The sequence below is a fragment of the Hahella sp. NS-SX17 genome (genome assembly GCF_057367735.1).
Genome location: NZ_CM170632.1, coordinates 6,914,736 through 6,928,341 on the forward strand (window position 1 = coordinate 6,914,736; position 13,606 = coordinate 6,928,341).

Annotated in this window: 12 protein-coding genes; 9 read left to right on the plus strand and 3 right to left on the minus strand. The window is 53.6% G+C overall.

The window, feature by feature from the left end; genetic code table 11:
• Positions 1-43 precede the first annotated feature (43 nt).
• From AC2IBB_RS31070 to pgi, 8 genes are all read left to right on the plus strand, one after another.
• Complete coding sequence (locus AC2IBB_RS31070) at positions 44-220, plus strand: hypothetical protein (protein WP_486330507.1); 177 nt, start codon at positions 44-46, stop codon at positions 218-220.
• Positions 210-3,176, plus strand: coding sequence for an ATP-binding protein (locus AC2IBB_RS31075; protein WP_486330508.1), 2,967 nt, complete (start codon positions 210-212; stop codon positions 3,174-3,176). Before AC2IBB_RS31070 ends, AC2IBB_RS31075 begins: the two co-directional genes overlap by 11 nt.
• Positions 3,177-3,179: 3 nt before the next feature.
• Positions 3,180-4,568, plus strand: a complete 1,389-nt coding sequence (locus tag AC2IBB_RS31080) for a sigma-54-dependent transcriptional regulator (RefSeq protein WP_486330509.1) — start codon at positions 3,180-3,182, stop codon at positions 4,566-4,568.
• A gap of 988 nt (positions 4,569-5,556) precedes the next feature.
• On the plus strand, positions 5,557-6,930 hold the full coding sequence (gene pcnB / locus AC2IBB_RS31085) for a polynucleotide adenylyltransferase PcnB (RefSeq protein ID WP_486330510.1): 1,374 nt from the start codon (positions 5,557-5,559) through the stop codon (positions 6,928-6,930).
• On the plus strand, positions 6,927-7,409 hold the full coding sequence (gene folK / locus AC2IBB_RS31090) for a 2-amino-4-hydroxy-6-hydroxymethyldihydropteridine diphosphokinase (RefSeq protein ID WP_486330511.1): 483 nt from the start codon (positions 6,927-6,929) through the stop codon (positions 7,407-7,409). Before pcnB ends, folK (AC2IBB_RS31090) begins: the two co-directional genes overlap by 4 nt.
• Before the next feature lie 87 nt (positions 7,410-7,496).
• Positions 7,497-8,291 (plus strand): 3-methyl-2-oxobutanoate hydroxymethyltransferase, encoded by a 795-nt coding sequence (panB, locus tag AC2IBB_RS31095; RefSeq protein ID WP_486330512.1) that lies wholly within the window; start codon positions 7,497-7,499, stop codon positions 8,289-8,291.
• Positions 8,288-9,139: a pantoate--beta-alanine ligase gene (gene panC, locus AC2IBB_RS31100; RefSeq protein WP_486330513.1), complete on the plus strand. Its 852-nt coding sequence runs from the start codon at positions 8,288-8,290 to the stop codon at positions 9,137-9,139. The genes panB and panC overlap by 4 nt, the downstream gene beginning before the upstream one ends.
• A 33-nt stretch (positions 9,140-9,172) precedes the next feature.
• Positions 9,173-10,846, plus strand: coding sequence for a glucose-6-phosphate isomerase (gene pgi, locus AC2IBB_RS31105; RefSeq protein WP_486330514.1), 1,674 nt, complete (start codon positions 9,173-9,175; stop codon positions 10,844-10,846).
• Between the two features lie 15 nt (positions 10,847-10,861).
• On the opposite strand, the gene folK (AC2IBB_RS31110) is transcribed toward pgi, so the two are convergent.
• Both folK (AC2IBB_RS31110) and folB read right to left on the minus strand, forming a co-directional pair.
• Positions 10,862-11,362 (minus strand): 2-amino-4-hydroxy-6-hydroxymethyldihydropteridine diphosphokinase, encoded by a 501-nt coding sequence (folK, locus tag AC2IBB_RS31110; protein ID WP_486330515.1) that lies wholly within the window; start codon positions 11,360-11,362, stop codon positions 10,862-10,864.
• Positions 11,355-11,717 (minus strand): dihydroneopterin aldolase, encoded by a 363-nt coding sequence (gene folB, locus AC2IBB_RS31115; RefSeq protein WP_486330516.1) that lies wholly within the window; start codon positions 11,715-11,717, stop codon positions 11,355-11,357. Before folB ends, folK (AC2IBB_RS31110) begins: the two co-directional genes overlap by 8 nt.
• Positions 11,718-11,848: 131 nt before the next feature.
• On the opposite strand from folB, the gene plsY reads away from it, so the two are divergent.
• Positions 11,849-12,433 (plus strand): glycerol-3-phosphate 1-O-acyltransferase PlsY, encoded by a 585-nt coding sequence (plsY, locus tag AC2IBB_RS31120; protein ID WP_486330517.1) that lies wholly within the window; start codon positions 11,849-11,851, stop codon positions 12,431-12,433.
• Positions 12,434-12,438: 5 nt separating this feature from the next.
• Here the strand turns inward: plsY and tsaD are convergent, their stop codons facing one another.
• On the minus strand, positions 12,439-13,476 hold the full coding sequence (tsaD, locus tag AC2IBB_RS31125; RefSeq protein ID WP_486330518.1) for a tRNA (adenosine(37)-N6)-threonylcarbamoyltransferase complex transferase subunit TsaD: 1,038 nt from the start codon (positions 13,474-13,476) through the stop codon (positions 12,439-12,441).
• Positions 13,477-13,606: the final 130 nt, after the last annotated feature.

Here is a 13,606-nt window from a genome sequence, read left to right on the forward strand (position 1 = left end):
CATGGACAAACCTAGTCTTCCGGGTATTTTGGTAACGCGGTCTATGTATATTTATCGCTTGGTGTTTCTGCTGATTTTAGGCGTCTATATTTTTTCACCAGTGATCATGGACTGGTGGATAGCTCCGGGCAGCGCCTGGTACAGGCCTTACATCATCTGGTTTTTGCTAATCATCGTCGCGTACTGGCTGGAGCGTAAGCGGGGCCCGAATGAATTTTAGCGCCTGGAGCCTCCTCGCCTACGGCGCTTTATATTTGGGCGCATTGTTTGGGCTGGCCTACATCACCGAGCGCGGCTGGATTCCTTTACGCTGGGTCCGTCATCCCGCGACTTATGTGTTATCTCTCGGCGTCTACGCCAGCGCATGGGCGTTTTACGGCTCTGTCGGACTGGCTTACGAATTTGGTTACGGGTTCCTGGCTTTCTACCTGGGCGTTTGCGGCGCTTTTCTCCTTGCGCCGGTGCTCTTGATTCCAGTTCTGAGAGTCACCAAGTCCTATCAGCTATCCTCAGTGGCGGACCTGTTCACCTTCCGTTACCGCAGTCAGGCGGCCGGCACCATAAGCACGCTCTTCATCAGCTTTGCTTCGTTGGCGTTATTGGCGCTGCAGTTTCAGGCGCTCGACAATTCTCTGCATGTGCTCGCGCCCTCTGATGATACGCGGATCGTGAGCCTGCTGTTCTGCGCCATGATTATTTTCTTCGCTATCTTTTTCGGCGCCCGGGGGCAAACTCGCGCGGAAAGACATCCCAGCCTGATCGTGGCTATCGCTCTGGAAGGCGGTCTCAAGCTGGTGATTATCTTGGCTCTGGCCATATTGATCGCCTATCAGGTATTTGGCGGCTTTAGCGAAGTTAATAACTGGCTGCAAGAGAACGCGCAACGCATCAGCGCCATGGAGCGTCATCTGGAAGAGGGCCCATGGCGGGCGATGCTGCTGATTTTCTTCGCGTCCGCATTGGTGATGCCGCACATGTTTCATGTCACCTTTACCGAAAACCTGAATCCCACAGCGCTCTACAAGGCGAGCTGGGGATTGCCGGTTTACCTGCTCCTGATGAGTCTGCCGATTCCCATTTTCATGTGGGCGGGCATCAAACTCTCTGTCCCAACCACGCCAGAGTTTTTCATTCTTGGCCTCGGGCAAGTGCTTAATGCTCCCTGGATCAGCATTGTCGCCTTCCTCGGCGGTCTGACCGCCGCCAGCGGCCTGTTGATCGTGACCTGCCTGGCGCTGGCTTCGATGATGCTAAACCACGTCATCTTACCTGTGTATCAACCTCTGTCCCGCGGCAACATTTATTCTTGGCTGACTTGGGTGAGGCGGGGGTTAATCCTGTTTATCCTCGGCTCCGGCTATCTGTTCTCTCTGTTTTTAGACAACAGATTCTCCCTCTCCGAGCTGGGCATTCTGGCTTTTTCCGCCGGTCTGCAGCTGCTGCCCGGCGTGATGGCGGTCATTTATTGGCCACTGGGCAATCGTAATGGCTTCATCAGCGGTTTGTGCGCTGGCGTCAGCCTCTGGTTCGTCACCATGCCATTACCAATACTTTTTGGCGTAGACGTATTCGCCGTCAATCCCTGGCGCGACAGCTATAGCTTCAATCCTGACGATTGGCACTATTATGTGATGGCGTCACTAACGCTGAATATCTTTGTTTTCGTGATGGTCAGCCTCTTTACTGAAGCGTCCCAGGCTGAGGCGCGCTCCGCCCAGGCCTGCTCCGTCGATACGTTGATGCGTCCATCCCGGCGCGAATTGGTCGCCACCAGTTCCGAGCAGTTTAAGGATTTCCTGACTGAGTCTCTCGGCCGTCAAGCTGCTGAAAGGGAAGTTAATCACGCCCTCGCGCAGTTGCAGTTGCACGAGGTCGAGTACCGTCCCTATGCGCTACGCAGGCTGCGCGATCAGATTGAAGCGAACCTGTCAGGACTGCTGGGCCCGGCCCTCGCACAGGACATCGTCAAGCAGAGCCTGAGCTTCAAACCCGCGACCAGTATCGCGCCAGCCCAGGACATCTACTTCGTTGAAAGTAAGCTTGAGGAGTATCACAACCGCCTTAGCGGGCTCGCTGGCGAACTGGACACTTTACGCCGATACCACCGTCAGACGCTGCAGAACCTGCCGATCGCCACCTGCTCTTTAGGCGCGGACCTTGAGGTGCTGATGTGGAATCACGCCATGGAGCAACTGACCGGCATACCCGCTCCGCAAGTCATCGGTTCGCATATCAGCGCCATCGCGAAGCCCTGGTCCACGCTGATGTTCAGTTTCGCCAACGCGGAAGAACGTCATGTCTCCAAAAAGCGCCTGGACATTAATGGCTCTCCGCACTGGTTCAACCTGCACAAAGCCGCGATTGATAGCGATGGGGCCTCCGGCGCCGGGCAAGTACTGCTGCTGGAAGATTATACGGAGACCCAATTATTGGAGGATGAGTTGGTCCACAGCGAGCGCCTTGCATCTGTAGGACGTCTCGCTGCAGGAGTTGCTCACGAAATTGGCAACCCGGTGACGGGCATCGCCTGCCTCGCCCAGAACCTCAAACTAATGACCAGCAACGAAGAAGTGCTGGAAGCGGCCGGCCATATTATCGTCCAGACTCAGCGTGTTTCTCGCATTTTGCAGACCCTGATGAATTTCGCCCGCTCCGGCAACTACACCCAATCCGCCCAACATGGGCCGACAGAGTTAAAACGTTGCGTCAACGAAGCGATACACTTACTCTCCTTATCCACTAAAGAGCCACAGGTGCTCTATGTTGATGAAGTTGACGAAACGTTAAAGGTAATGGGCGACGGGCAACGTCTTGTGCAAGTGTTCGTCAACTTGCTCAGCAACGCCCGCGACGCATCGGAGGCTTCCAGCAGAATCTGGGTGAGAGCCACGCAGCATCAATACTCCATTCACGTCGAAGTGGTGGACGAAGGCAGCGGCATCAGCGGCGACCAGATCGATCACCTGTTCGAGCCCTTCTATACCACCAAAGGCCCCGACAAGGGCACTGGACTGGGGCTGTCTCTGGTGTACAGCATTATAGAAGAGCACTACGGCCACATTCGGATAGAAAGTCCGGCGGATAAAGAATCCGGCAAAGGAACCCGGGTCACTATCGAGCTACCGGCTTACCAGTCCGACACAGAAAGTACCTCAGCAGAGTTAACGGAAACTTAAGCTATGGCTTTAATCTTGATTGTAGAAGACGAGAGCATTATCCGCTCCGCCCTGACGCGACTCTTACAGCATAACGGTTACGCCGTCGCCGAAGCTGATTCCGTTGATCGCGCCCTGGAAGTGGCGGAGCAAAGCAAGCCGGATTTAATTATTTCCGATCTACGACTGCCAGGTCGTCCCGGCACCGATTTGATTCAGGCGACTGAAGCTCCCGTCCTGATCATGACCAGCTACGCCAGTCTGCGCTCCGCCGTGGACTCCATGAAACTTGGCGCGGTGGACTACATCGCCAAACCTTTTGACCACGACGAGATGCTGGCGTCGATCAAGTCCATTCTTGATCGGCGGCCCGCCAAACCTTCTCCACCCAAGCTCGAAGCAGAAGCCGCCGCGGCGCGCACGGACATCAATGACCTGATGTTCGGCGAATGCACAGAAATGCTGAAGCTGTTTGACTTGATAGGCAAAGTCGCCCCCACAGACACTACCGTACTGATCCAGGGAGAATCAGGAACCGGCAAAGAACTGGCGGCGCGCGCGCTACACTTATTAAGCCGGCGAAGGGAAGGCGCCCTTATCTGTGTAAACTGCGCAGCGATTCCAGAGACTCTTATAGAATCTGAACTGTTCGGCCATGAGAAAGGCGCTTTTACCGGCGCAGTGGGGGCGCGTAGCGGACTTATTGAAGCTGCGGATGGCGGAACGCTGTTTCTCGACGAAATCGGCGAGCTGCCTCTGGAAGCTCAGGCGCGCCTGTTAAGGGTGTTGCAGGAAGGCGAAATTCGTCGAGTCGGCTCTACACAATCCAAAAGGGTGGACGTGCGCCTTATCGCTGCGACTCACCGTAATCTCAAAGCAATGACCAAAGTGGGCGAATTTCGGGAAGACTTGTTCTATCGACTCAACGTCATGCAGCTTCGCATCCCGCCGCTGCGCGACCGGGAAGACGATGTCATAGGACTGGCCAAAATGTTACTCATCAAAATGGGTGAGCGCATGGATAAGCCTAATCTTAAGTTCGACAAAGAGGCGCTCACGCTCATCCGCCGCTATCAGTGGCCAGGTAACGTGCGAGAAATGGAAAACGCCGTAGAGCGCGCCGTCATCCTCTCCGACAGCGACCACATCGGTAAAGATCTGCTGGCGATTGATCTCGAAGGCGAGCTCGATATCCCGGAGGGCATGCTAAACATGGACAACCCCGCCAACTCCAAAGGCGCGGATAAAGGTACGGACTTGTCATTGGAAGACTATTTCCAGCATTTTGTACTGGAAAATCAGGACACCATGAGCGAAACCGAACTGGCCCGCAAATTAGGCATAAGCCGAAAAAGTTTGTGGGAGCGCCGTCAACGTTTGGGCATTCCACGCACCAAAAAAAGCGCAAAGTAACACTTTTCCCAGCCAGCCCGGTTCATCCGGGCTGCAACTCCCCCCACACTCCTTTTTCACGCCCCAATTCGCTTCTTACTGATCGATTTTCAGACGATCACGCGCACTTATTGCTCACAACCTTAAACTGTTACGCGAAGTTGACTTGCATATTCACTAATGTGGACCATAATTTTGATTAAAAAACATCCTAAATGCGCTTCGCGCCCTGCTTTGTAACACCAACCGAGGTTGAGTTGTTACCAGGCGTTACTTTGGGGAACACCGTCATGCCCTTTCAGTGGGCATTGGTAACACTCAGGTAAGCAAAAACACGTATTACTTTTGATCACCACCATCTATATTGCTGTTTTATAATGTTTTTTTAATTTTCTGGCACGCCCCATGCTCTCTTACAGTGCAAAATAAAAATAAAAATGCACCGAACTGCACAAATAAAAATAAAAAAGCAGAGTGAACAAAAAGAACAACCCAGAACAAAAATAAAAATATGGGTGGCGAACTGATTGTTTTGGATGCCGAGCTTTTTAGTGGTATTTCAAGGTATGGGTAGGGTGTCTAGCATTAAGAAGAACCACGACAGTGGACATTCTAGACGTAAACAACACTATCCTAATCCCTATTATCACTCGAAGTATTCAAAGCGTTCCGTTTGTAACTAATCCTCTAGGCTCTAATTGTGGAGCGACAAATCGTTTGGGACCAAGACAAAAATAAAAACAAAAAATCGTCTAACCTTCTTCTCAGTGGGGGAAAGCAACATTGCTTTCCCCTTAGTTATTCTCCTCTCCCACGTAATTTCTCCTTAAATTTCCGTCTTTTGTCGACTAATGCTCTATCAACGCTATGCTTAATGCATATAGGGTCTGAGCGCCTTTCGCCAACATTCCTCAGCTTATGAGGCACGGCTTTTGCTGTCGCAATATCCGTTACAAAAGAGTACACTCCGGCCCTCGAAATCATTGGTATTGATAGATACAAGATCGTCATGCTGAAAAAGTTAATGGGCCTGATAAAACCGGGACGCAAAGAAGCCGGCGCAAAACCTTTGAAACTGCGAATCATCCCCCGCGACAGCCATATAGTCTCACGCAAGCAGATCAGCCCTGCGGCGTTGAAAGTCCTTTATCGCCTAAATAGCGCCAACTATGACGCATTTTTGGTCGGAGGAGGCGTCCGCGACCTGTTATTGGGCGGCCAGCCCAAAGACTTTGACGTCGCCACAAGCGCAACGCCTGAACAGGTCCGCGAGCAATTCAATAACTGTCGCCTGATAGGGCGCCGTTTCCGTCTCGCACATGTGCGCTTCGGCCGCGAGATTATAGAAGTCGCCACATTCCGCGCTGGCCATCAAAATGCGGGAGAAGACGACGGCGACGCCGTCACCAGCGACTCAGGCCAGATACTGCGCGACAATGTCTATGGCAACCAGGAAGAAGATGCGTTGCGTCGCGACTTCACCGTGAATGCGCTTTATTACTGCGTCAGAGATTTCAGTATTTATGATTACGCAGGCGGCATCGAAGATATCGAACATCGGGTTCTGCGCCTGATCGGCGATCCGGAAACACGTTACCGAGAAGATCCAGTGCGCATGCTGCGCGCCGCCCGATTCGCCGCAAAGCTGGATTTTTCAATTGAAGAGCGCACCGCCAGCCCCATCCTGGAACTGGGCCCCTTGTTGCTCAATATTCCCTCTGCTCGCTTGTTTGAAGAAGTGTTGAAGCTTTTCTTATCCGGCAAAGCCGTACGCACATTCGAAATATTGCGCCAGTTCGACTTATTCAAGTTTCTGTTCCCAGAAACTGACCGCCTATTGGAGGATGAACACCCCCATGCGGAAAAACTAATTCTGCAGGCGCTGCGCAACACGGATAAGCGAATCGCCCAGGACAAACCGGTAACTCCAGCATTTTTATACGCAGCCATGTTGTGGTCGCCAATGCAAAAACTGCAGCAGCGCTATCAAGACGACGGCCTGCCTCCCATGCAGGCGATGCACAAGGCAATTGACAAAGTGCTGGCGCAGCAGGTCAAGCACACTGCGCTGCCTAAGCGTTTCAGTCAGCCTATGCGTGAAATCTGGGAGTTGCAGCTACGCCTTCCACGTAAACAAAGCAAGCGCCTACAGGGCCTGGTGGAACACCCTCGCTTTCGCGCCGCCTACGACTTCCTGGTCTTACGCGAACAAAGCGGCGAAGACCTGCAAGGACTTGGCGAGTGGTGGACGCGCTATCAGGAAGCCGATGACCAGGGTCGCAGCAAATTGCAACAGCAAGGCCCAAAACGGGATGGCTCAGGCGGACGCAGACGTCCACGCAGACGCCCGCGTCGCACCAACAACAGTGCGCCCTCGCAATGACAATCTGCTACGTCGGTTTGGGTAGCAACCTAAGCCAACCTGAGCAACAGCTGCGCCACGCCCTAAGTGCATTAGAAGATATATCCGGCGTCCGGTTGCTGCAGACGTCCAGCCTGTATCGCAGCGCGCCGCTCGGCGCGCCTGACCAGCCCTGGTATGTCAACGCCGTCACGCAACTGGAAACCAGTCTGGAACCTCTTGCCCTGCTGCGAGAGCTACAGGCGATCGAGAACAATCAAGGCCGCGTACGCCAAGGCGAACGCTGGAGCCCCAGAACTCTGGATCTAGATTTGCTGTTATTTGGCGAACAGAGCATCGGCAGCGACGTGCTGACCGTGCCTCACTACGCAATGCACGAACGCAACTTCGTTATATTCCCCCTGGCTGAAATTGCGCCACACTGCACTATCCCGGGCGTAGGGCCGGTATCCGTTCTGCTAAAGACATTGCCGCAAGACGGCATTGAGCGTATTGAGTAAGGCGAAACATCGCCTCAACGCATCCGGGACTTTATTCACACCAGGTTTCCATTTAGTCTATTGCCTCCAACAGTACAGGATGATTGCATGTCCATCACTCTGAGCACCCTCCTGGACCTCAAAAAGAACTCCGAAAAATTCGCGGTAATGACCGCCTATGACGCCACCTTCGCCTATGAAATGGACCAGGCCGGCGTTGAGGTGATACTAGTCGGCGATTCCCTCGGTATGGTTTTGCAGGGTCATGACAGCACGGTCCCAGTTCGCCTGGAAGACATGGTTTATCACACAGCGGCAGTAAAACGGGGCGCACGCAAAGCGTTCATTATCGCTGATATGCCTTTTATGACATATGGCGACCCTGAACAGGCTATGACCAACGCCAAACAGCTCATGCAAGCTGGCGCGCACATGGTGAAACTGGAAGGCGGAGCCTGGCTCTGTGACGCCATCACTCACCTCTCCCGTCAAGGCGTCCCGGTATGCGCCCATTTAGGTCTCACCCCTCAGTCCGTCAACAAATTCGGCGGCTATAAAGTGCAAGGCAAAGAAGAAAGTCAGGCGCAAGCAATGCTGGATGACGCCAAAGCTCTGGAGCAGGCGGGCGCTGATATATTGTTGCTTGAATGCGTGCCCACAAAGCTCGCCAAAAAGCTGACCGAAGCAGTCAGCGCGCCAGTCGTGGGCATCGGGGCAGGCCCTTACACTGACGGGCAGGTACTGGTCATGCACGACCTGCTGGGGGTTGGTTCAGGCAGAAAACCCAAGTTCGTCAAAAACTTCCTGGCCCACTCCGACTCGATACAGGCAGCATTTAAAAGTTATGTGGAGGCCGTTAAAAGCGGCGCATTTCCGGCGGAGGAGCACAGCTTCAACATATGATCACCATTCACAGGGTTAAAGACCTGCGCGCCGCAATCCGGCAGCAGCGTACGCAAGGGAAACGCATCGGACTTGTGCCCACCATGGGTAATTTGCACGCAGGGCACGTCAGCCTTGTCAAACAAGCCAAAGAGATGTGCGATTACGTGGTGACGTCCATTTTTGTCAACCCGCTTCAATTCGGGGCCAATGAAGACCTGGACAAATACCCTCGGACGCTGGATGCGGACAAAGAAAAACTGGTCGCCGCCGGCAACCACCTTTTATTTATTCCAGAAGTGAATCAACTGTACCCGGAGGGCCTGGAACGCCATACCAAAGTCATCGCGCCGGCGCTGAGCGAACTTCATTGCGGAGCCAGTCGCCCAGGCCACTTTACCGGTGTGACGACCGTTGTCTCCATGCTATTCAATATGGTGCAGCCGGATGTCGCGGTATTCGGTGAAAAAGATTTTCAGCAATTGGCGGTTATCCGCAAAATGACCCGCGACCTGTACCTCCCCATTATCATCGAGAGCGGTCCTACCCTTAGGGAAACGGACGGTCTGGCGATGAGTTCACGCAATGGCTATCTTTCCGCCGAACAACGTCAAACGGCGCCATTGCTGTACAAGCTCCTGCAGGAAACTGCGGAGCAGATTGAAAAGGGCGACAAGGATTTCCCCACGATAAGCGCAGAAGCCAACAATAAACTGACAAAAGCCGGTTTCGTTCCTGACTACTTCAATATTGTGAACAGCGACACCCTGTCTCCGGCGGCGGCCAGCGACAACGCCATCACGATACTTGCGGCGGCCTATCTCGGAGCGACAAGGCTTATCGACAACATCAGCGTTCACCTAGGTTGATATCCTTCATCAATCCCAAGGAAATTCAAAACAATGCAAGACACGCCTCAAACGCTTAACGATAAAGCCAAAGAATGTTGGCAGGCGTTGCAGCAACATGCTGTGGATACCTCCAACGATCATATCCTGGATTACTTTCATAATGACTCTTCCAGAGTCCAGCGCTACTCCCTCAGTGCAGCGGAGCTTACTCTGGACTACTCAAAAAACAGAGCAAACGCCGCCACTCTGGAAAAACTGATGGCGCTGGCGGACGCCGCTGGAATGAAAAAGGCCATCGACGCCATGTTCGCTGGCGAACCTATCAACCATACGGAAGGACGCGCGGTCCTCCATACCGCACTGCGTGACAGTACTGATGCGCCTGTGCTGGTGGGCGGCCAAGACATCAAGCCGGAAATCCGCAGCGCATTGGCGCAAATGGAGCAGTTCGTCAGCAAAGTCCACCGCGGTGAATGGCTAGGTTATAGCGGAAAGCCGATCAATGATATCGTCAGTATCGGCATCGGCGGCTCTTATTTGGGACCTCGCGTCGCGGTAGAAGCGCTACGCCCTTACTGGCAGGAAAACATTCGCTGCCATTTTGTCTCTAATGTCGACGGATCAGACGTCGCTTACACGCTGGAAAACCTGAATCCCGAGACCACGCTGTTCATCATTCAATCCAAGTCTTTCACCACACAGGAAACGCTGGCGAACTCTATGACCGCTCGCGAATGGTATTTGCGCGAGGGCGGCTCTGAATCAGGCTTGAGCAAGCACTTTGTCGCCGTTTCCAGCAATGTGCAAAAGGCCCGCGACTTCGGCATCGATGCAGAAAACGTCTTCCCTATGTGGGATTGGGTGGGCGGACGCTATTCTCTATGGTCCGCCATCGGTTTGCCCATTGCGTTACAGGTGGGCATGAAGGCCTTTAGAGAACTTCTCGCTGGCGCAGAATCGATGGACAAGCATTTCAGAACGGCGCCGCTTGAGCAAAATATGCCAGTATTGATGGGCATGCTCGGGGTCTGGTATCACAATTTCCTGGGAGCGGACAGCTACGTCATATTGCCTTACGACCAGACTCTGGAAAATCTGCCAGCCCACCTGCAGCAAGTAGATATGGAAAGCAATGGCAAAGGCGTCAATCGCGCCGGAGTCGGCGTCGACTACGCTACCGGCCCCATTATCTGGGGCGGCGCAGGCACAAACGGCCAGCATGCATACCATCAATTGCTCCATCAAGGCACGCGCTGGACGCCTGCTGACTTTATATTGCCTCTGAAAACTCACAAGCCTGCAGGGCGCCACCACGCTATGCTGGCATCCAACTGCTTCGCGCAAAGTCAGGCGCTGATGTGCGGTAAATCATTGGAAAAGGCGCGTCGGGAATTACTCGATGCAGGCATGTCTGCAGAGCGAGCTGATGAACTGGCCCCTCATAAAGTCATCCCTGGCAACCGTCCCAGTAATACGCTGGTAATGGATGAGATCAATCCTCAAACTCTCGGTGCGCTAATCGCTCTGTATGAGCAAAAAGTTTTTGTGCAGGGAGTCATCTGGAATTTGAACTCATTTGATCAGTGGGGCGTAGAGCTGGGCAAACAACTCAGCGACAGCATATTGCCGATGCTTCTGGACACAGGGGCGTCGACAGATGCGCTTGATCCGTCCAGCGCAGCGCTGGTTGACAAGTTTCGCAAAGCCAACGGTTCCGGGAGCTAGTTCTCCCGGTCCCAGCTAGAAGGTCTGATCGCGCCAGCTGAAGGCAACTCTGTGAAGTTGCTGGGCGCGATCATACTGTTTCCATAACTCTGCATAGGTGATTTTCAAAACGGGATGGCTCTCATGCGGCGCTAGCTCGGCCAAGGGTAGTAAGACATATGCATTCTCGGTAATTTCACCGCGAGGCAGCAAAATGCCTTCCACTTCTCCCACTACATCCCCGTAGGTCAGAATATCGATATCGAGCGTTCGCCCAGAGTGCTTGGACTCCATCCCCGTACGCCCACTGCTTGCTTCAATCTGCTTCAGGGTGCGCTGAACTGCTCCAACCGGCTCCTCGGTGTAAAACTCAGCCACCAAATTAATAAAAGCATCGCCTGCAAACCCAATAGCTTCCGACTCATAAACTGGCGATAAGCGCAAATTCTGAAAGTGCGCGTCCAGCGCATCCAGCGCCAGGGCAACATTCTTTTCTGGGTCGATATTGCTGCCAATACCAACAACCACTTTAACCACTCTTGCGGGCTCCTCTTTCTATTCTCACCCCTACGCTACGCGCTTCCGCGACAGCGCCAGGCTTTCGGATCGTCAAACGCAACCATGGCGTGCCAAACTCTCTCTGCAATAATTCCGCAAACCGCTCCGCCAGAGTTTCAATTAACTGAAAGCGGCTGGCTGCGGCATACTCACGCAAACGCTCGCTGACCGCCGCATAATTCAGGGTGAGGCTAAGATTATCCTCACGTGCAGCGCCGGAAATATCGCACCCCAATTCCAAATCAACAAACAGCCGCTGCTGATAGCCTTTCTCAAATTCGTAAACGCCAATTATGGCGTCCACCTGTAAACCTTCGATTAGTACTGTATCCATGACTCAAGCACACGCGCCATCTTTTACGCCAGAGGATAAACACTCTCAGCGACCAAAGGGGTGTAGACAAGCAGCCTCTATTATGGCTCATAATCTACGCAATCAAATCTATTTTAAGCCGCAGGGATCTAATGGAGCATCCTTTTCAACTTCTTATGGCGACTTCCATCGCCTACCTGCTCGGCTCCGTCATGGGCGCCTATTGGGTATGCCGTTACTTCCAACTGCCCGACCCTACTGAAGCGGGCTCAGGCAACCCCGGCGCAACCAATATTTACCGCCTCGGCGGCCCCCTTCCCGCTCTGCTCACTCTGCTCTGGGATGCAACCAAAGGAGCCGCGGCCGTCACCCTCGCCGCGATGTTGGGACTCTCACCATATGAACAAGGCGTCACTGCCATCGCGGCGATTGTCGGCCATATGCTGCCAGCACTCCATCATTTTAAGGGAGGTAAAGGCGTCGCCACGGTACTGGGAGCGGGATTAGCCCTGGCTTGGCAAACAACCCTCGCGCTGGCGCTGGTGTGGACGGCTATCGCATACTGGAAACGCATCTCCTCCCTGGCATCACTATCCGCAGCGCTCATTGCGCCCTGGGTAGCGTGGCGACTTAATCCAGAGCATCTCGCATTGTTCCTCATCCTTGCGCTGTTTATTTTGATCCGTCACCGAGAAAACATCATCAATCTAGCCAAGGGAAAAGAGCGCTCGCTTTAGCCTTTTCAACTTTGAGCTTTTATTGACGGCAACTCCACCAGTGGCCAACGCGGCGTAGCCGTAACGCTAAGGCTTCCCCGCTGCCCGGCCGCTAAACGTTGATAACCGGCGTAGGCGATCATGGCTCCGTTATCCGTACAGAACTCCGGCCTCGCGTAATACACTTGGGCCCTCTCTCCTTTGACCATCTGCTGCAACTTCTCCCGCAAGCGACGGTTGGCGCTGACTCCCCCGGCCATAATCAAGCGCTTGAGCCCGGTTTGCTTGAGCGCCCGGCGACACTTGATCACCATTGTCTCCACTACCGCCTCCTGAAAACAGGCGGCGACATCCGCCCTTAACGTATCATCAACCCCACCGTCGACTGCAGATTCTTGCAGTGTATTCAACGTAAAAGTCTTGAGACCACTAAAGCTGAAGTCCAACCCTGGACGATCCGTCATCGGACGGGGAAACTTAAATCGCTTCAGATTTCCTTGCTCCGCTAACTTGGCGACTTGTGGCCCTCCTGGATAATCCAGGCCAAGCATCTTGGCTACTTTATCAAAGGCCTCACCTGCAGCATCGTCCACAGATTCTCCCAGAAGCTCGTATTCGCCAACCCCATCAACACGCACTAACTGCGTGTGCCCTCCAGAGACTAAGAGCGCAACGAAAGGAAACTCCGGCGGATTTTCCTCCAGCATCGGAGCCAGCAAATGACCTTCCATGTGGTGAACGCCAATAGTGGGAATATCCAAAGCATACGCCAGCGCCGACGCAATAGCGCCTCCTACCATCAACGCACCGACCAAACCTGGACCAGCCGTATAAGCAATGGCGTCAACGTCGCTTTTAGCGACTCCCGCCTGAGCCAGTACATCTTCGATCAAGGGAATCACTTTACGTACGTGATCGCGAGAGGCTAGCTCCGGCACCACACCGCCATAATCAGCATGCAGTTTGATCTGGCTATACAGCGTATGAGCCAGTAACCCTCGCTCGCCGTCATACAACGCAATTCCGGTTTCATCACAGGATGTTTCAATGCCCAGTACCAACATTTTCTGTTTCACCTTCATCAAATCACCGTAAATGACCTTCGCAACATTTTCCAAGACGCTCTTAAGCGCCGGCCACAAAGGCGCTCCCGCCCGAGCCGGGCATCTTATAGCCATCGTGACAACTATTCCA